The organism is Pseudoalteromonas sp. S1610 (genome assembly GCF_005887465.1).
In the GTDB taxonomy this organism is placed as follows: domain Bacteria; phylum Pseudomonadota; class Gammaproteobacteria; order Enterobacterales; family Alteromonadaceae; genus Pseudoalteromonas; species Pseudoalteromonas undina.
Genome location: NZ_PNDI01000022.1, coordinates 52,822 through 72,892, shown reverse-complemented (window position 1 = coordinate 72,892; position 20,071 = coordinate 52,822). Strand labels below are relative to the sequence as shown.

The 20,071-nt window shown below is 41.0% G+C and carries 16 protein-coding genes; 2 read left to right on the top strand and 14 right to left on the bottom strand.

Annotated elements, in window-relative coordinates:
• Window positions 1-44: 44 nt before the first annotated feature.
• Complete coding sequence (gene dxs / locus CWB77_RS10370; RefSeq protein ID WP_138622651.1) at window positions 45-1,907, top strand: 1-deoxy-D-xylulose-5-phosphate synthase; 1,863 nt, start codon at window positions 45-47, stop codon at window positions 1,905-1,907.
• A 62-nt stretch (window positions 1,908-1,969) separates the two neighbouring features.
• Here the strand turns inward: dxs and CWB77_RS10365 are convergent, their stop codons facing one another.
• From CWB77_RS10365 to CWB77_RS10300, 14 genes are all read right to left on the bottom strand, one after another.
• On the bottom strand, window positions 1,970-5,056 hold the full coding sequence (locus CWB77_RS10365; protein WP_138622649.1) for a ligand-binding sensor domain-containing diguanylate cyclase: 3,087 nt from the start codon (window positions 5,054-5,056) through the stop codon (window positions 1,970-1,972).
• A gap of 31 nt (window positions 5,057-5,087) precedes the next feature.
• Complete coding sequence (locus CWB77_RS10360) at window positions 5,088-5,573, bottom strand: phosphatidylglycerophosphatase A family protein (protein WP_008110211.1); 486 nt, start codon at window positions 5,571-5,573, stop codon at window positions 5,088-5,090.
• On the bottom strand, window positions 5,570-6,544 hold the full coding sequence (thiL, locus tag CWB77_RS10355; RefSeq protein ID WP_010390938.1) for a thiamine-phosphate kinase: 975 nt from the start codon (window positions 6,542-6,544) through the stop codon (window positions 5,570-5,572). The genes CWB77_RS10360 and thiL overlap by 4 nt, the downstream gene beginning before the upstream one ends.
• An 88-nt stretch (window positions 6,545-6,632) precedes the next feature.
• The gene (nusB, locus tag CWB77_RS10350) at window positions 6,633-7,043 is read right to left on the bottom strand and encodes a transcription antitermination factor NusB (RefSeq protein WP_010390936.1); all 411 of its coding nucleotides are present in this window, start codon (window positions 7,041-7,043) and stop codon (window positions 6,633-6,635) included.
• A gap of 15 nt (window positions 7,044-7,058) precedes the next feature.
• A complete protein-coding gene (gene ribH / locus CWB77_RS10345) occupies window positions 7,059-7,523 on the bottom strand; it encodes a 6,7-dimethyl-8-ribityllumazine synthase (protein WP_109875274.1) in 465 nt (154 codons plus the stop codon).
• 93 nt (window positions 7,524-7,616) lie between these two features.
• Complete coding sequence (gene ribBA / locus CWB77_RS10340; RefSeq protein WP_010390933.1) at window positions 7,617-8,729, bottom strand: bifunctional 3,4-dihydroxy-2-butanone-4-phosphate synthase/GTP cyclohydrolase II; 1,113 nt, start codon at window positions 8,727-8,729, stop codon at window positions 7,617-7,619.
• Between the two features lie 28 nt (window positions 8,730-8,757).
• A complete protein-coding gene (locus CWB77_RS10335; RefSeq protein ID WP_138622647.1) occupies window positions 8,758-9,411 on the bottom strand; it encodes a riboflavin synthase in 654 nt (217 codons plus the stop codon).
• Window positions 9,412-9,435: 24 nt separating this feature from the next.
• On the bottom strand, window positions 9,436-10,563 hold the full coding sequence (ribD, locus tag CWB77_RS10330; protein ID WP_138622645.1) for a bifunctional diaminohydroxyphosphoribosylaminopyrimidine deaminase/5-amino-6-(5-phosphoribosylamino)uracil reductase RibD: 1,128 nt from the start codon (window positions 10,561-10,563) through the stop codon (window positions 9,436-9,438).
• Window positions 10,564-10,565: 2 nt separating this feature from the next.
• Window positions 10,566-11,015, bottom strand: coding sequence for a transcriptional regulator NrdR (gene nrdR / locus CWB77_RS10325; RefSeq protein WP_010390928.1), 450 nt, complete (start codon window positions 11,013-11,015; stop codon window positions 10,566-10,568).
• Between the two features lie 107 nt (window positions 11,016-11,122).
• Window positions 11,123-12,379: a serine hydroxymethyltransferase gene (gene glyA / locus CWB77_RS10320; protein ID WP_138622643.1), complete on the bottom strand. Its 1,257-nt coding sequence runs from the start codon at window positions 12,377-12,379 to the stop codon at window positions 11,123-11,125.
• A 268-nt stretch (window positions 12,380-12,647) separates the two neighbouring features.
• Window positions 12,648-13,931, bottom strand: a complete 1,284-nt coding sequence (gene thrC / locus CWB77_RS10315) for a threonine synthase (protein WP_138622641.1) — start codon at window positions 13,929-13,931, stop codon at window positions 12,648-12,650.
• 11 nt (window positions 13,932-13,942) lie between these two features.
• Window positions 13,943-14,878, bottom strand: a complete 936-nt coding sequence (gene thrB, locus CWB77_RS10310; protein ID WP_138622639.1) for a homoserine kinase — start codon at window positions 14,876-14,878, stop codon at window positions 13,943-13,945.
• A gap of 9 nt (window positions 14,879-14,887) precedes the next feature.
• On the bottom strand, window positions 14,888-17,305 hold the full coding sequence (gene thrA / locus CWB77_RS10305; protein ID WP_138622637.1) for a bifunctional aspartate kinase/homoserine dehydrogenase I: 2,418 nt from the start codon (window positions 17,303-17,305) through the stop codon (window positions 14,888-14,890).
• 230 nt (window positions 17,306-17,535) lie between these two features.
• Entirely contained in the window at window positions 17,536-17,904 is a 369-nt protein-coding gene (locus CWB77_RS10300) for a response regulator (protein WP_010390921.1), read from the bottom strand.
• Window positions 17,905-18,270: 366 nt separating this feature from the next.
• Between CWB77_RS10300 and CWB77_RS10295 the strand changes: the two genes are divergently transcribed.
• Entirely contained in the window at window positions 18,271-20,037 is a 1,767-nt protein-coding gene (locus CWB77_RS10295) for a sensor histidine kinase (RefSeq protein WP_054202211.1), read from the top strand.
• Window positions 20,038-20,071 lie beyond the last annotated feature (34 nt).

The window sequence follows — 20,071 nt, the reverse complement described above, 5'->3', positions numbered from 1 at the left end:
TTTTTTGAGGGAAGTTAATATTAGCGAAGGATATATAAAAAACCATGACACTTGATAGCAGCAAGTATCCATTACTTAATTTGGTGAACGAACCAGCCCACTTGCGAGACTTAGCACAAGATAAGCTTCCTGCATTTAGCCATGAATTGCGTGATTACTTACTCAATTCAGTATCGCAAAGTAGCGGCCATTTAGCGTCTGGTTTAGGTACCGTAGAACTTACCGTTGCATTACATTATGTGTACAACACTCCCGACGACCGTTTAGTTTGGGATGTAGGTCATCAAGCCTACCCACATAAAATATTAACGGGACGTCGTGACCAAATGCACACCATTCGCCAAAAAGATGGATTGCACCCATTTCCATTTAGAGACGAAAGTGAATACGATACGTTTAGTGTTGGCCATTCAAGCACCTCTATTTCAGCGGCGCTGGGTATGTCTATTGCTGCGCAAAAAGAAGGCAAAGGTCGTAAAACCGTGGCGGTGATAGGCGATGGCGCAATTACCGCAGGTATGGCCTTTGAGGCGATGAATCACTTAGGTGATGTTAAATCAGATATGTTGATTATTTTGAACGATAACGAAATGTCGATTTCTGAAAACGTCGGCGCGTTAACCAATCATTTTGCGCGTATTTTATCAGGTAGCTTTTATACCAACATCCGCGAAGGCAGTAAAAAGCTTCTTTCTGGTGTACCGCCGGTAAAAGAACTTGCCAGCCGTATGGAAGAACACATTAAAGGGATGATGATCCCGGGTACCTTTTTTGAAGAGTTAGGCCTAAATTATATTGGTCCAATTGATGGCCATGATGTGAATATGCTGGTTGATACGCTGCGTAACATGCGTAACTTAAAAGGCCCACAACTTTTACATATAAAAACCCAAAAAGGCAAAGGTTACAAGCCCGCAGAAGCCGATCCGATTGGTTATCATGGTGTACCAAAATTTGATCCTGCAACTTCAAGTTTACCAAAATCTAAGCCAAGTGCGGCTACTTTCTCAAATGTATTTGGTGATTGGCTTTGCGATATGGCAGAGCAAGACAGCAAATTGATGGCAATTACCCCTGCGATGCGTGAAGGTTCGGGGATGGTGCGTTTTTCTAAAGAACACCCTGAACAATATTTTGATGTAGCAATTGCTGAGCAGCACGCTGTAACCCTTGCTGCAGGTTTTGCATGTGAAGGGTTAAAACCCGTTGTTGCTATCTACTCTAGCTTTTTACAACGTGCGTATGATCAACTAATTCACGACGTTGCATTGCAAAACCTACCGGTATTATTTGCTATTGACCGCGCAGGTATTGTCGGAGCCGATGGTGAAACTCACCAAGGCGCCTATGACCTAAGCTTTATGCGCTGTATTCCTAACATGGTTATTATGGCACCTAGCGATACTAACGAATGCCGTCAAATGCTATACACTGGCTATCAAGCCAATTGCCCAGTAGCTGTGCGTTACCCGCGTGGCAGTGCGGGCACAGCAGACATTCAAAGCGCTATGCAACAGCTCGAAATTGGTAAAGCTAACGTAATTAAACAAGGTGCTAAAGTAGCTATATTGTCATTTGGTACCTTGCTTGAAAACGCCCAATTAGCCTCAGATGATCTCAATGCCACTTTAGTTAACATGCGATTTATTAAACCACTTGATACTGGTTTAATTGATGAACTTGTCGCTAACCACGATATCATTGTAACACTTGAAGATAATGCAATTTCTGGTGGTGCAGGTTCGGCGGTTAATGAGTATTTAGCCACCCAAAAAACGGCTGTAAAAATACTTAACTTGGGTATACCGGATGAATTTATTAAACACGGTACGCAACAGCAAATGCACGATGAAATGGGGTTAGGTGAGCAAGGCATATTAACTTCAATTAAAGCATTTATGAGCTAATACTTATAGTGTTTAATAAAAAAGGAGCCTTTGGCTCCTTTTTTGTTGCTCACTTATAATATCTAGCGCATCCATACCTTAATATCGGCTAAGCCATTACTTTGTAACAAACCAATTTGCTGTTCAACATTGGGGTTTTGCTCAAACTCAAATGCGTCTAATTGCTCGTCAAAAGTAATGTTAGCGACGCCATCGCCGCCGCGTTTTTTAACTTGATGTAACGCGATGTCAGCTAAATTAATCGATGTTTCCCAGCTAATAACTTGCCCACCTAACAGAGGTAGCGGATAGAAAGACCAACCCACTGACGCTGTTATATTGGTTGTTTCACCGTTAGGAAGCTGGAAGGTATAATCAGCAATAGCTTGGCATAATTCAGATACATAGCTGTCGATTAAATTACACTTAAAATCGCGTAATAACAGTAAAAACTCATCACCACTCCACCGAGCAACATAATCAGAGCCTTGAGTACGCGAGTTAAGTAACGCCGCTACTTGTTGTAAACAACTATCTCCAGCAATAGGGCCATAGGCATCATTAATACGGCTAAAATTATCTAAATTAATAATTAATAGCACCAAAGATTTACCCTGAGCCTGCAATGACTGCGAGTTACGTTGAAAATGCTCAATATCTTTTGGTAATTGATCAAACAAGAAACGACGACTTCTCAGCCCTGTTAGCTCATCAGAGTGACTAACAAGTTTAAGCTGAGAGTTTACTTGGTTTAATTTATCATTTGCTTGGCGAAGCTCTAAGGTTCGCTCAGTAATAAGCCCTTCGAGTACCTGTTGCTTGCGTCGCTCTTGAACTTTAAAGACCCAAAACACTAAATAAAACAGCAGTACGAAACCACTGGTGATCAGTAACCTAAAGTAGATAGTTTCACCAAAACGTTCCGGTACCACAAACGCATATTCGGCTGATTGCGCTCTCCCCCAATCCTCACCTTGGCGTTTAGTTTCTAATTCAAATAAAAACATACCAGCGGGTAAATTTGTATAAATTGCTTCTCGACGGGTATTTGCATAGCGCCAATCGTTATCAAGCCCATTGAGTTTATATCTAAACTCAATACTTGCCGGAGCGTAATAATCAATCGCAGTATAGGTAAGTGTTACATCACGCTCATCGGTCTCAAGAACTGGTTTTTCACCTAACGCAGCAGCTGCAAGCTTTCGTGATGGCGTGGTTAAGGTTTCTATAGTTGGTTTAAGTGAACGCAGTCCAAATAACTCTACGTCTTTCGGAATTTCCACCACACCTTGTAAGCTGGGGTACCAAATAGAGTTATCCATATCAACCACCGCATCATGGCCTAAACCATTACAGCATTGGCTGGCTTTACCATCGAGCTGACGGTCAAATGAAGAGATCACTTCTTCTACTTTTAGGCTTTCGATGTTGGCTTTAAATTGCTCAACAGGCATACGGTAAACCCCTTTCATGGTGCTTACCCAAATTCGCTTTGAGGTGTCATCGTATTCTAAGCTGAATATAGAACCATATGGCAGTCCATTGGCGGCGTCTAGTTGCTGCCATTGCCCTTGTCCACTGCGATAAAACAGGCCATCATTCAACGAGCCAATTAAAATGCCTACCCCTTTTATATGTAAAATGCTGGTCACATAAGCGCTTTCCAAAGTGGTTTGGTCACCTATTTTTTCTATCCCGCGTTCAGTAAAGTAATATGCACCTTTACTGGTGCCAATAACCCCAAAATTTGGTTTATCTAAAACATAGGTTACAAACTTACTGCCTAAAAAAGCATTGTACGCAAAAGGGTTTAAACCATTGTAATTTAAACGATATAACCCTCGTCCGGTGCCTACCCAAAAGCCTCCTTTAGTTGAAGTGCTAATTGCAAAAACAGGGTTATCGCTCAACGCACGAGCAGGGAAACTATATAAGGTATTTGATTCGAAGAAAAACAAGCCTCTGCCAGTAGCAACATAAAGGCGATCGCCATCAAATTGCAGGTCATGTACCGAGGCATTTCCATACTTGGCACTATTGATAACATTAATAAAGGTTTTATCGGCATCAAAATAACCAATGCCACTTTTATTGGCAATCCACAATTTACCATCAGGTGATTTACTAATCGCCATCACCGCTTCGGTCATTTTAGAAATGGCCGAATGGCGCTCTATTCGCCCTTCGTGAGCAAGCCATAGCCCTTCACTAAAACTCGCTAGCCATATGTTATTTTCATCATCTCTAAATATATCGGCAAACCAAATACTCTGATCTAATTGGCTGGGTTCAACCCACTGCCAATCATTAGATTTAGCCCTAAATAATAAACGTCCATAGGTTGATATCCACAAGCCGCCATTACCATCGCTCATAAACTTATACACAGCTGAGTTATTAGCATTGGGAAGTGGAAACGGACGTAGCTCGTCATCTAGATCTAAAAAATAAGCCCCTAACTCAGAAGCTAAGTACAAATTACCATTTAAAAACGATAGATCGTGAACAATGGTTTGCGCTAAACGATCGGGTAAAGCCACTTTTGCGGTTAGTTCTAAGCGTAATTTAGAAAAGTCAGACGAGCTTTGCGTTAAACGTAATAAATTACGGTCGTTAACCAGCCAAACTCCCTCAGGTGAAAGCGCCATTTTACTGACCGATCCCACAATTTGAGTGATAGCTGTGGCGTTTACAATAGGACTAGGGTTATTTAGTTGGTCGCGGAGTTCTATTTGGCCTCTGTCTATATAATAGAGCCCATTAGCTGCTATCCAGATACTGCCTTGAGAATCTTCAAGAATATCTCTTACAGGGCCTTTAATATTAAACTCTTGTGCGGTTAGCTTTTCAGGGTCAATGACCACAAGGCCATTTTTAGTGCCTACCCACAATAATCCTTCGCCATCGATCAATAATTTATTAATACCATTGCTGGGTAAAAATAAACTATTTTGGGTATTATAATTAGTGAAGGTATTGCCATCAAAACGGCTTAATCCAAATTGAGTGCCAAGCCACATATAGCCTTGGTTATCTTGTACTACACTTTTTAGGGATTGTGAGGGTAAGCCGTCTTTGATATTCCATTGTTTAACTACGTAATCAGTAATTGAAGCCGTACTTGGCATGGCACATAGCATAAGTACACAAACCAATAAAAATCGCATCATAGTGCTGCCACCTAGTTAAACAAATAATAAATTAAAAGGGTAGTAAACCTACTTTTATCAATGCTTGCAAACAAATAAGCGAAAAAATACCTGCAAGTACATCATCGGCCATAATACCAAACCCACCATGGGCACGTTTATCGAGTATGCGAATCGGCCCTGGCTTTGCTATATCAAAAAAGCGAAACAGTAAAAAGCCAACCAGTAATGTTTGCCAGTTAAGTGCTGCGCCAATCATAGTAATATAGTAACCAGCAACTTCGTCCCAAACAATTGCGGGATGATCATGTACTTGAAGGTCATCGGCTGTTTTTCCACATGCCCAAATACCAAAGATACTTATGACTACTGCAAATACAATTTGTAACCATAGCGGAAAATGCATGGTAATAAAAATAAACGGTAATGCTGCCAATGTGCCAAATGTACCAGGTGCTTTTGGTGCAAGCCCAGTACCAAAACCCAAGCCAAAAAATTGATGTGGGCGTTTTAAATTAAATAATCGGTTTTTATTCAAACCTGCTCCTTGGAAAAGTGCTCAAAACCTTTATGTTCAAAAGCAAACTTCTCACCTTGGTGTAATAACTCTATATTGCCGTCACCACTTTTTATTTGCCCGATACAGCTTGCCTCTACACCGTATTGGCGCAGCTTAATATCTAGCATACTCTTGTTACTATCAGCAACGGTATACAGTAACTCGTAGTCATCGCCATAGTTAAGAACAAAAGGAAGTCGCTGCTCAAAATCAAGACTCGCTTGCATGGCATCTGAGGTGGGGACATTTTCAATATTAATGGTGGCACTAACTTGTGATAAATTTAGCACATGCCCTAAGTCGGCTAGTAACCCATCGGAAATATCAATGGCCGACGATGCCAAGCCTCGTAATGCTTGCCCAGCAGCTACACGTGGCGTGGGGAAATTTAAACGTTTATTAATATCTTTTAAGTGTTCAGGTGCAATCGATAAGCCTTGTTTTTTCGATTCAATCGCCAACCCAGCATCACCAAGCGGACCGGTTACAAAAATCCAATCACCCACTTTTGCACCACTTCTACGTAATGCTGTGCCTTCAGGAACTGTACCTTTTGCACAAATAGTAATACTAAGTGGACCTTGAGTGGTATCACCACCAATGATCTGAACGTTAAAGTACTCAGCAATTTCATGCATGCCATCAGTCAGCTCAGCAATCCATTGTGGATCGATACTAGGTAAGGTAAGTGCAACCGATACCCAAGTAGGCTCTGCGCCCATGGCAGCTAAATCACTTAAATTAACAGCAAGAGCTCGATGCCCTAATGCGCGAGGGGAGATATCATGAAAAAAATGCACCCCAGCAACTAAGGTATCTGTGGTTACAGCAAGCTGACAGTTCGCTGGAACTGTGACAAGCGCACAGTCATCTCCAATCCCTAAATTAACATCGCGACGAGTAATGCCACGACCTTTAAAGTAACGATTAATTAATTCAAATTCCTTCATACACAAAAAAGCCGGCCTATGCCGGCTCTCCTTTTTAACGGTTATTTATAACAACTCATCTGATAATAAAAATCAGCTAAAGTTGTTATTACTTGCGTAACTGTTTTACAGCTTTATCAAGTACACCGTTTACAAATTTATGGCTATCTTCAGCGCCAAACATTTTAGCTAATTCAATACTTTCATTGATAGCCACTTTGTAAGGAACGTCTTCACGAAATTTAAGCTCGTAGCTGCTTAAACGTAAGATTGCACGTTCAACTTCGTCTAATTCATCAAATGGACGAGTTAAATGAGGCGATACAGCTTCGTCTAGTTGCTTGTGGTTTACTGCAACTCCACGCGCTAAATCTTTAAAATATTCAACATCAATTTTAGTCACATCGTTTTCGATCAACATTTGTTGTTCGATATCGGCAATTGCATTGCCGCTTAATTGCCATGAATACACGGCTTGAAGTGCTAAGATACGTGCTTTACGTCTTGCTGCTGGTTTCACAAAAATTCCTTAAACTTAAATTTTATCTAACACATTAACCATTTCAAGCGCACCTAAAGCAGCTTCGCCGCCTTTGTTACCCATTTTGGTACCTGCGCGCTCAATTGCTTGCTCAATGCTTTCAGTGGTTAATACGCCAAATGCAACCGGGATATCATACTCAAGTGATACTTGTGCAAGCCCTTTATTTGACTCGCCAGCGACGAGATCAAAGTGAGGCGTGCCCCCTCTGATCACTACACCTAAGGCGATAATTGCATCATATTCTTTTTTTGCTGCAACGCGTTTCGCTGCTAAAGGTAATTCAACCGCACCTGGTACGTAAATTACGGTAATATCATCTTCTGATACTCCACCAGTACGTTTTAGCTCATCAATAGCACCTGCAAGCAAGCTACTACCAATAAAGTCATTGAAACGAGAAATGACAATGGCAAACTTTTTGCCTGGAGCGTATTTATTACCTTCAATAATTTTCATTTGATAACCCTAAAAATAAGTTTAAGCGATTTCGGTTGCGCAAAAATTGCTGCGCATTATACCACATAAATAAAATAATAGCCTAGCGTGTAATTATTGTGGCTCTACGTAATCAACAACTTCTAAATGGAAGCCTGATAATGCATGATATTTTTTCGGTAAACTCATCAAACGCATTTTTTGGATACCTAAATCAGCCAAAATTTGCGAGCCTACACCTACGGTACGTGAAGTACCTTGGAATTTGCGTGGCGTTACACTCTCGCCAGCATCAGCTGCAGCGAATGCTTTAACAGTCGCTTCTAATTCGTCAGTGCTTTCTTGCTTACCTAAGATGACTAAAGCGCCATTATGCTCAGCTATATACGCCATTGCTTGCGATAATCCCCAACTACGATCAGCATTACGATCAGAGAGTAAAATATCGTTAAAGGTACTTTGTAAGTGCACTCGCACTAACGTTGGTTCTTGTTGTTTTATTTCACCTTTAAGCAATGCATAGTGCAGCTGCCCGTCAATGGTGTCTTTGTAAGTTACTAAGTCAAACTCGCCATGCTCAGTTGGCAATTTACATTTTGCAACTTGCTCAATAGTGGTTTCATTTAAGTTACGGTATTCGATTAAATCAGCAATGGTGCCAATTTTAATATCATGTTGCTTAGCAAATACTTCTAAATCAGGGCGGCGCGCCATGGTGCCATCTTCATTTAGAATTTCTACAATCACTGATGACGGCTCAAGTCCCGCTAAACGCGCTAAATCACAGCCAGCTTCAGTGTGCCCTGCGCGCGTTAATACGCCGCCAGGTTGCGCCATAATAGGGAAAATATGCCCAGGCTGTACAATATCACTTGGCACTGCGCCTTTAGCAATGGCAGCTTGAACAGTACGAGCACGATCCGCTGCAGAAATCCCCGTCGTAACCCCTTTTGATGCTTCAATAGACATAGTAAAGTTGGTCGAGAATGCAGCACCGTTATTTTTAACCATCAGCGGTAAATCAAGTTGCGAGCAACGCTCTTGGGTCATGGTTAAACAAATTAACCCACGGCCATGAGTCGCCATAAAGTTAATTGCTTCTGCACTTATGTGCTCAGCAGCAATAATTAAATCGCCTTCATTTTCTCTGTCTTCATCGTCCATTAAAATAACCATTTTACCGGCTTTAATGTCATCTATTATTTCTTGTGCGCTGTTTAAATTCATAAGTTGCTCGTATAAGTTGTCAATATCGTTATTTTATAAAGCCCGCTTTAGCGAGTAAGCTCATCGAAATATCTGAACCAGTAGGATGCTCAGCTCCCTTTACAAGGCGCTCTAAATAACGTGCTATTTGGTCGACCTCTAAATTCACTTTGGTACCGACTTGAAAATCAGCTATGGTCGTTTGCCCGCTGGTGTGGGGCACAATCGTTAGTTTAAATTTATTACCTTCAACCGCATTAACCGTCAGGCTAATACCATCAATACAAACCGACCCTTTGTAAGGAATGTATTTCATTAAATTTTCATCGGTGGCTAACCAATATTCTGTTGCTCGCGCATTGGCATTAATTGCTGTGATAGTGGCAATACCATCTACATGGCCAGATACTAAATGACCACCGAGGCGCGAAACAGGTTGCATCGCCTTTTCTAGATTAACGGTTTGCCCTAATGCGTAATGTGCAAACCCTGTTAAGCTAATCGTTTCATTTGATAAGTCAGCACTAAAGCCATCAATATGCTTATCAACAACCGTCAGGCATACACCATTAGTTGCAATACTGTCACCTAACTTAACATCACTCATATCAAGGTTTTTACTTTGGATACGAATAGCTAAATCACCTTGTTTTTTTTGTAATAACGCAATTTTACCTGTCGCTTCAACTATTCCAGTAAACATAGTGCTACTCTTTATATAAAATGATTAATGAGCTTTTTTTAGTGCTGTGATACGTAGATCATCACCGATTGGCACACACTCATTAAAAGTTAAATTAATGGTATTTTGCATACTCATTAACTCTGGGAAATTTAGTAAACTTTTAGCATCGCTGCCCATTAATTTAGGAGCAATGTAAAAAACAAACTCATCAATTAAATCAAGTTCTGTCATTTTACCGGCCAGTGTTGCTCCGGCCTCTAGCCACACATTATTAAACTGCAATTGGGCAAGCGTGTTTAACACGGCCAGTAAATCTACTTTATTATTATTTTCATGTACTTCAATCTGTTTAACAAAATGAGGCCACTGATGCGATTTATCAACCTTGGTGGTAAATATTATCACCTCACTTTGAATTGAAAATAAGGCAAGATCAGGGGTAAGTCTATTTTTTGAGTCAATAACAACGCGAACCGGTTGGCGCAGTGGTAAATCAGTTGGTAAAGAATACGGTAACTCTTCTGGGCGCACATTTAATTTTGCATCATCCATTAATACCGTATCGGCACCGGTTAAAATTGCACAGCTTTGTGCTCGGTATAGTTGCACATCTTGGCGCGCTGCGGGGCCAGTTATCCATTTACTTTGCCCGTTTTTAAGCGCCGTTTTACCATCTATACTGGCGGCCATTTTGCAAGTCACAAAGGGTAATCCCTGCTCCATGCGCTTAAAAAACCCAAGGTTTAATGCGCGAGCTTGCTCTTCAAGTAATCCGTGAGCAACTTCTATACCAGCATCCGCTAAAATTTTCAGACCTTTGCCTGCAACTTGCGGGTTGCTGTCAACCATAGCAGCAATCACTTTTTTCACACCCGCGGCCTTTAGCCCTTCAGCGCAAGGCGGTGTGCGACCATAATGACTGCAAGGCTCTAGGGTTACATAAGCGGTTGCGCCTTTGGCATTTTCGCCAGCCATCGCCAGTGCGTTTACCTCAGCGTGACCTTGACCCGCTAACTGATGAAACCCTTCACCTATTACTTTATTATTCTTTACGAGTACGCAGCCAACATTAGGATTAGGAGTGGTGGTAAAGCGCCCTTTTTTTGCCAGTTCAATAGCGCGAGCCATGTAGCGTTTATCATCCTCTGAAAACGAACTTTGCATGCTCATTACTACTCTCCTAAGCGGGCTATTTCTTCACCAAATTCGCGTATATCTTCAAACGAGCGATACACTGAGGCGAATCTTACATAGGCCACTTTATCTAACTTTTTAAGCGCTTCCATAATGCACTCACCCACCAAATGGCTAGACACTTCGCGTTCGCCAGTGGCGCGTAACTGCGACTTAATAATATTAACCACTTCATCAACTTGCTCAGTGCTTACGGGGCGTTTTTCGAGGGCGCGAGTTAAGCCATTTAGTAACTTATCTTCATTGAACGGTTCGCGGCTGCCATCTTGCTTGATGACCCGTGGCATCACTAATTCAGCCCCTTCAAAGGTGGTAAATCGTTCGTGGCATTCATTACATTCACGACGTCTACGTACTTGGTGTCCCCCGCCGACAAGGCGAGAATCAATAACTTTAGTATCTTTGGCGGTGCAAAATGGGCAATGCATAACTGTGTGTTTCCGTTTTAAAAACAAAAAATGGCCGCTATTATAGCGGCCATTATCATAACAAAAATGTGTGCAGTTGTGATCTAAATTACTGTTTTACTCTTGGATTAAGCGTAAACAGGTAATTTTGCACAAATTGCTTTCACTTTTTCTTTTACTTGCGCTTGTACTGACTCATCTTCGATGTTGTCTAGTACGTCACAGATCCAGCCTGCTAACTCTTTTGACTCTGCTTCTTTAAAGCCACGACGAGTGATCGCCGGAGAACCAATACGCAAACCAGAAGTAACAAATGGTGAACGTGGATCGTTCGGTACTGAGTTTTTATTAACCGTGATATTCGCGTTACCTAGAGCAGCATCTGCATCTTTACCTGTGATATCTTTATCGATTAAATCAAGTAAGAATAAGTGGTTGTCAGTTTTACCTGATACTACTTTGTAGCCGCGCTCTTGTAATACTGCAACCATTGCTTGAGCATTTTTAACAACTTGTGCTTGGTATGTTTTAAATTCAGGTTGAAGTGCTTCTTTAAATGCCACCGCTTTAGCAGCAATAACATGACATAAAGGACCACCTTGGCCACCTGGAAAAACAGCGCTGTTTAGCTTTTTGTAAATTTCTTCATCGCCACACGCAGAAATGATTAAACCACCGCGAGGACCGGCTAATGTTTTGTGTGTTGTGGTTGTTACAACGTGAGCAAATGGCACTGGACTTGGGTAAACACCCGCAGCAATTAAACCTGCAACGTGCGCCATATCAACAAATAAGTATGCGCCTACTTTGTCTGCAATTTCACGGAACTTAGCCCAATCAACAATACCTGAGTATGCAGAAAAACCCGCAATGATCATTTTTGGCTTGTGCTCAAGTGCCAACGCTTCAACTTGTACGTAATCAATTTCGCCAGTTTCTTCGTTAAGTCCATACTGAATTGCGTTGTATGTTTTACCAGAGAAGTTAACGTGTGAGCCGTGTGTTAAATGACCACCGTGCGCTAGGCTCATGCCTAAAACAGTATCAAGTGGGCTTAATAGTGCTTGGAAAACAGCAGCATTCGCTTGTGAACCAGCATGTGGTTGCACGTTTGCGTAATCTGTACCAAATAATTCATTTGCGCGGTCAATCGCTAACTGCTCAACCACATCAACGTGCTCACAGCCACCGTAGTAACGTTTGCCCGGGTAGCCTTCAGCATATTTGTTAGTAAGTTGAGAACCCTGCGCTTCTAATACGCGTGGGCTACAGTAGTTTTCAGATGCAATTAACTCAATGTGCTCTTCTTGACGTGATGTTTCTTTGCTCATCGCGTCAAATAACTCTGGATCAAAGTCCGAAATATTCATGCTACGTTCTAACATTGGGGTCTCCTGGGCAACGTGTATGGGTATTTTTTACAGGCTTTATTGTACGCTTAAAACGACTCTTTGCCTACGCTCTTAAGTTGAGGATATTTAAACAGGGATTGAAACTATTTCACAGCATTTTGATGATGATATTTTTTTATAAACTAATAACAATTTTAAATGAATTTGATTTATTACATTTATTTAGCTTATGCGTTATGCCTAAAGCGACACATAAACAAACAAAAAAGCGGCCTAAGCCGCTTTTTCTAAACGTGTGATTTTAACCAAGCTTAGCAAATAGCTCGCTGCGTAAATCGTCGTAATCATTGTGCATATCAATGGCTAAACATGGTTTTGCAAGCGCATCTGCTAGCGGTTTTGGCATGGCTATTTCGGTATTTAGTACCTCTTCAACGCTTTCTTTAAATTTAGCTGGGTGTGCAGTCGCTAAAAAGATACCTGCAGCATCTGTTGCTTTATTTTCAACAAGCCCTTGGTAGGCAATCGCGGTATGAGGCTCTGCAATATAGCCAAGCTGTTGAATTTTTTTCATCACTGATTTTGTGCTTTGCTCATCCACACTAACAGAATAAAAATTGTCATAACTAAACCAGTCATTATCTAGCATAGTTTGTACCCGCGGCCAGTTATTAGGTTTACTGACATCCATAGCATTAGACAGTGACTCAATAGTGGCGCTGGGCGTCCACTGCTTATCAAGCATATAACGTGGCACAGTATCATTTTGGTTTGTAGTCGCACTGAGTTTACCTACTGGCATACCAATAACAGCGCCAATCATAGCCGCACACACATTACCAAAATTACCACTGGGTACTGAAATATGCGCTGTAGCACGCTTTTCTTTTGGCAGCTGTGCTATTGCCTCAAAGTAATAACAAACTTGCGCAACTAAGCGGCTAATATTGATTGAATTTGCTGAATTTAAACCAAGTTTTGCTTTTAACTCTTCATCTAAAAATGATTTTTTAACCAACTCTTGGCAATCATCAAAACTGCCTTCTATCGCGTAACAATGAATATTGTCACCGAGTGTAGTAAATAGCTTTTGCTGAGCGAGTGAAATTTTGCCCTTAGGGTATAAAATAACCACATCAATATTTGGCTTATTATAAAAAGCATGCGCGACAGCGGCACCGGTATCACCCGACGTTGCTGTCAATATTGTCACTTTTTCGCCGTGGTTAAACTGCGCTAAACACTCCGCCATAAAGCGGCCACCAAAATCTTTAAACGCTAGTGTTGGGCCATGGAATAACTCTAAGCAATAGGTATTGTCTTCAACTTCCACCAGCTTAACCGGAAAGTTAAACGCATTCTTAACCATCTGGGCAACAGTATCACTTGGTAGCTCGTCACCAATAAGGTGCGATAAAATTTTGCCGCTGCGAGTAACAAAGTCCATATCGAGTAATGCATCAACATCACTTAATGGCGCTAACGACTCAGGAAAAAACACCCCTTGATTACGCCCCAGTCCTGTTTTTACAGCTTCAACAAACGACACTTTTTGTGAATATTCTTTTAAATTATGTAATTGCATGACTCTTGATCCTATAAAACATTTAATTGACGCGTGCCGTCGTTATCTAATTTACAAATATGGCAGAAACCTTGCTCGTTGATGTAATTTTCCTCTAGCCACTGCGCGCATTGCTCTGCCGCTTCAAGCGTTTTACATACACTAAACAAGGTCGGCCCTGCGCCTGAAATACTCACCACTTCAGCACCGAGTTCTGGCAAACTAAGTTTGGCTTGATAAAAACCATTTATTAGTGGCGCACGATGTGGTTCAGCAATATTGTCTTGCATAATACAAAGCGCCTCATCAAAACGTGAAGTCAGTAATAAACTGCTAAAAGCCGATAATCGCTGCGCAAACTCAACCCCAGCATGCATACTTAGCTCTTTTGGTAAAACAGAGCGTGCCTTTGCGGTATTGAGCGAAAAGCCAGGAAATGCGGCAACGTAATACCAGTTTTCATCAACAGGTAACGCTATTGATTTATTTGGAATTAAGTCGCCCGTTAATTGTAAGCCACCAAGATAACAAGGAGTGATATTGTCATAATGACGTCCACCGCTTACCAAGCCCTCAAAATCGGCCATTAGCTCTATTAACTCAACTTGGCTTAAATTAGTTTGAGAAAACTTATCCAGCGCTGCAAATGCCGCAACAACAGAGCAAGCACTTGAGCCTAACCCAGACCCTATAGGCAGGTTTTTCTTCAACTCTAATTTTACGGCTGGCATATTCGGTGCTACATGTGTACGAAAATGCACTAAACATTGATACGCTAAGTTTTCATTCGCATCGCTTGGGAGTTTATGGGCGTATTCGCCACTACAAATAAACTCATCACGAGGCGCTTCACATATAGTAACCACATCCCCCAGCAAGCTGCCATCAATCGGGGCTAACGCCGCACCGAGGGAGTCAAAACCAACCGTAAAATTACCAATGGAGGCTGGCGCATAAACTTCAATCATAACCGCCCCCTAGCGTGACAGTGTTTTAAGAATATCGGCAAATACACCCGCAGCAGTTACTGCAGAGCCTGCGCCATAACCACGGATAACAAACGGACGTGGTTGGTAGTATTGGCTTAAAATAGCCAGCGCATTTTCACCATCACGAATTACACTTAATGCGTGTGATGAATCTACCGCTTCAATACCTACTTTACAGTGTCCATTTTTAATTGTGCCTACATAGCGAAGTACTTTACCTTCACTCGCTGCACTTTGAATACGGTCGTTAAAGTCAGCATCCAGACTTGGTAGCTTTGCCATAAACTCATCAACATTGTCACCTTGGGCGAAGCCTTGTGGTAGTACAGACTCCACTTCTATGTCGCTAAGCTCCAATTTCATACCTGCTTCGCGGGCAATGATAAGTAGTTTACGTGCTACGTCTGTTCCCGATAAGTCATCGCGAGGATCGGGTTCAGTAAAGCCACTTTCTTTCGCTTTAATTGTTGCTTCAGAGAGTGATAAACCATCTTCAAGGGCACCAAACATGTACGAAAGTGAGCCAGATAAAATACCACTAAATTCAAGTAATTCATCGCCAGCACCAAAGAGTGATTGCAAGTTATCAATTACAGGCAAACCCGCACCTACGTTAGTTTCGTATAAAAATTTACGGTTATTTTTATGCGTTGCTGCAATTAAGTCTTGGTAATAAGTATATGAACTAGTCGTCGCTTTTTTGTTAGCGGCCACAACGTGAAAACCCGCATTTAAAAAATCGACGTATTGCGAAGCCAAGGCATCTGATGAAGTACAATCAACTAGCACAGGGTTAACCAAGTGATTTTGCTTAACAAACTGTTCTACTAATTTTAAATCAAATGCTTGCTCTGATTGCGTTAGTTTTTGTTGCCAATCATCAAAAGCAATGCCTTCACCATCAAGGTGTAATTGACGAGAATTAGCCACACCGTATAGGTTTAATTTAATATTACGCTTTTCAAGCCATGCTTGTTGACGTTCAAGCTGGTTTATTAGCTCTTGACCGACTAAGCCACATCCCAATAAAAACACATCGATTGAAGGCACATGAGTGAAAAAGTTTTCATGACAGATTTTAACCGCGTCATTACACAACTCACCATCAATAACCGCAGAAATAGCGCTTTCAGTTGAATCTTGCGCTATGGCAACAATGTTTACTTGTGCTTGAGCAAGCGATGCAAAAAACTTAGCAGCTAAGCCTTTATGTGCGCGCATGTTATCGCCCACTAGCGTTACAATTGCTAAATTACGTTGCACATTTACCGGCTCAATTAAGCCTGCTTTTGACTCTAAGTCAAAGGCTGCTTGCAACGCATTCAACGCTAGATTTAAATCACTTTCATGAACACAAAAACTGATGCTAAATTCACATGATGATTGAGTGATCAGGACGATTGACACGTTATCATGCGCTAATGCATTAAATACTTTCGATGCCATGCCCACTTTGCCCTTCATACCAGGGCCCGAAACGGTCAACATAGCTAAGTTTTGTAGGCTTGAGAGTGCTTTTACTGGTTCATCAGATACCGTATCGTTACTAATTAGTGAGCCTTGCGCATCTGGGTTATGAGTGTTTTTAATTTCGCATGGCACTCCAGCTTTTGCACACGGTAGGATAGTTTTAGGGTGCAACACTTTAGCGCCAAAATAAGAAAGCTCCATCGCCTCTTTGTAAGATAGGAAATCAACCTTAGTGGCTTTTTTGATATAACGCGGATCGGCGCTGTATACACCATCAACGTCAGTCCATATTTGGCACACTTGCGCCTCTAAACACGCTGCAGCAATCGCCGCTGAATAATCAGAGCCATTTCGACCAAGTGTTGTGAGCTCACCTTTATCATTACTTGCTGTAAAGCCAGGCATAATGTAAACCGTTGCTGGCGACTCTTTTAGTACCGCTTGAAAACGGGCTTTACTGGCGACTAAATCGGCTTCAGCTTCTATGTGTCCACCCGTTGAAACAATACAGTCTGTTGCTTGTAAATAGTGCGCGTTATGATCGGCTAGTAGGCTTTGCATTAGCGATACGCTAACACGTTCACCAAAGCTAATAATAAAAGCCCTGATTTTATCTGGGCAACACTTAATTAGTGCAACCCCATCAAGCTTATTTTTCAATTCGTTAAAGTCCGGCCAGTTTTGAACTGTTCCTTGTCTTTCCTCTACAGCCGCTTTTAAAGCATTGCAGCGGGTAACAAGTGCATCCCACAACGGGTTGAAATCCTGCCCCTGCTCTGCAGCACTAGCCAACGCAACAAGCGAATCTGTCATACCGCCAGGCGCTGAAAGCACCAGTAACATTTCATCTTTTAATTGTGCCTTAGCTAGAGCAGCTACTTGCTCTAAGCAGGCAAAGTCAGCGAGCGATGAGCCACCAAATTTTAAAACGCGCATTTTTTATGTTTCCTCATTCCATAAAACGAAAAAAGGCCTGTGTTCTAAGTGAACACAGGCCTTTAAATTTGTTGCACCGACCTATGCCACTATCCAGTAAGAATGGTGGTTGTAATAATAATGGTCGTTACAAGACTAAATGTTTTCATAAGCTTAAGACTGCCTTAACAAAGGCTATTCTGTCAACCCTAAATTAGAAGATAAAACAGTCTTTTTCATCATGAATTTTATTAATAAATGCCAAACTTATGCAAAACGTCGTTAAGTTGTATTTTATTAATCGGTTTATGAATGAAATCAATTGCACCAAGTTGCGCTACCCGCTCTCGCATTTTTTGTTGAATGTCAGCAGAAATTACCAATACATAAGTTTCTATTTTATTTGCTTTAACTTGCTCAAGTACTTCAATACCATCCACTTCAGGCATGGTTAAATCGAGGCATAGAAGATCAAACTGCCCATGATGCAACTGCTCCAAGGCTTCCTTACCATTTTTTGCCTGTTGAATATCGGCATCTATGCACTCATTTAAACAGCGGACCACTTGTTTACGAGCAACGGTTGAGTCATCACAGACTAAAATAGAAAAACGCACCATAATGACTATTTAATTAAACTCATATAAAACACCTAAACCCACGCTAAAATCAATTTGCTTGCTCAGTCAGCAAAAAGTAAAGAGTATAACCAACATAACTAGCGAGCAGGTTATTTACTGTATCTTTTACTAACGTTATCAATAAAATGCATGAATGCACAATACAAATTAGCAAAATAACTCTACCTAATTTACAAACAAGCTGGCTAACACACTACGCTTTATTGTTAAGTTCATGAGGGAATCCTTATTTAAGAGCCTAAAATAACAATATAATAAAATATATGTTTATTTTTAATGATTTATTAACTAATGTTTATAAGCGTACATTAACAGCTGAATAACTAAAGGAAATACAAGTCCCTCATGCCGCAAAAAAGTCTCTCAACAAAGTTACTCACACGAGTTTTATCAGTTTATTTTATACTGACTTTTGTGGTGACCTGCGGACAAATCTTCGCAGAGTATGTTAATACCAAAGATTACATACGCGATGAGCTCGGCACACTGCAAAAAACATTTGGTAGAAGTTTAACCCGAGCAATTTGGGAGCTAAATATAAAGCAAACCACAACAACCGCAGAAGGATTACTTGATATACCTATGGTTGAAGGAGTTATTATCCGTGATGATAACGGCGCTATTATTTCTCAATTAGGCCGTGCACTAAACATTCATAACCTTTACAGCCAGCAACTTGTCCAAGAAGACGTCATGGTAGAGGATACTAAAGCCGGCTTGTTTGGCTATACATTTCCGCTTATTTTTGAATTTTCAGGCCGTGCCACTCAGGTAGGCGATGTGACTTTATTTTCTAGCCGCGACGTGATCTTTAGTCGCATCATGCTCTCTATTTACTTTTTAATTGGCAACGCCATGATTAAAACCACCTTTTTAATCATCTTGTTTTTAATCGCATTTAGAAAGCTATTAACTGAGCCGCTCACACAACTCACTGAGCAAATTGAATATCTTGAATTAGAAGAGCTCGATGGCCAGCACGTTAAAATTGTCACTGATGAAAATAACGAACTGAAAGTAATGGAACGCTCTTTTAACAATTTGATCTCTAAAGTTGTTGAGTATAAAAAAGAGTTAAAACAAACCCAGCATGACCTAATCGAAAGTAATCAAAAACTAGATCAACAAAACTTACAGCTTGAACAAGATGTTGCGCGAAAAACATCAAACCTAAGCCAAGCTATGATCGATCTGCAGCAACAAAAATATGAACTCGAACGCCAAAAAGCAGTATTAACAGAAGAAGTTGACCTACGAAAGCAAACAGAGCAAGAGCTGCTAAGTAAACAAACCCAACTACAAAACTCACTCGATGAACTAAGCTTTGCGCAAGAGCAACTTGTTGGCTCAGAAAAAATGGCGGTATTAGGTGGTTTAGTTGCTGGTATCACTCATGAAATTAATACCCCTATTGGTATTGGCGTAACCGCGACCTCATTTTTGCAAGAGCGCTTAACTGAAATAGAAACTGCATTTAAAAATAAATCGCTATCTTCCTCGGCACTGGAAGGCTTTATTAATGATGCAGCACAAAGCGCTCAGCTACTCTCTCACAATTTAGAGCGTGCCTCAGACTTAATCACCAGCTTTAAACAAATTGCTGTTGATCAAGCCAGTGAGGCGCTAAGAACCATTAACTTTAAAGATTACATCAATGAAGTTATACGTTCTTTACATCCGCAAATTAAAAAAACATCCCACAGTATTCGCCTGCACTGCCCGGATGATTTAATTATTAATTTACCTGCTGGGGTGATCAGCCAAATATTTACTAACTTAATTATGAATTCATTAGTTCATGGCTTTGAAAATATAAATAGTGGTCAAATCACCATAGATGTAAATACCGATGAAAACGACTTAGTTATTAATTATCAAGATAATGGTATCGGTTTAAAACCAGCTCAACTTAAGCGTTTATTTGACCCATTCTTCACCACAAAGCGTGATGAAGGTGGCAGCGGCTTAGGTGCTCACATTATTTTTAACCTTGTAAAACAAACACTCAATGGCAAAATTGAAGTCAGTAGCGAACCTAACCAAGGGTTACATTACCGAATTTCGTTCCCTAAAAATATGTCATCCCCCCTGCCACTTTTTAAACTCGATTAGCCGTTTCTAGAAGCGGCTTTTATTGCTATGATTG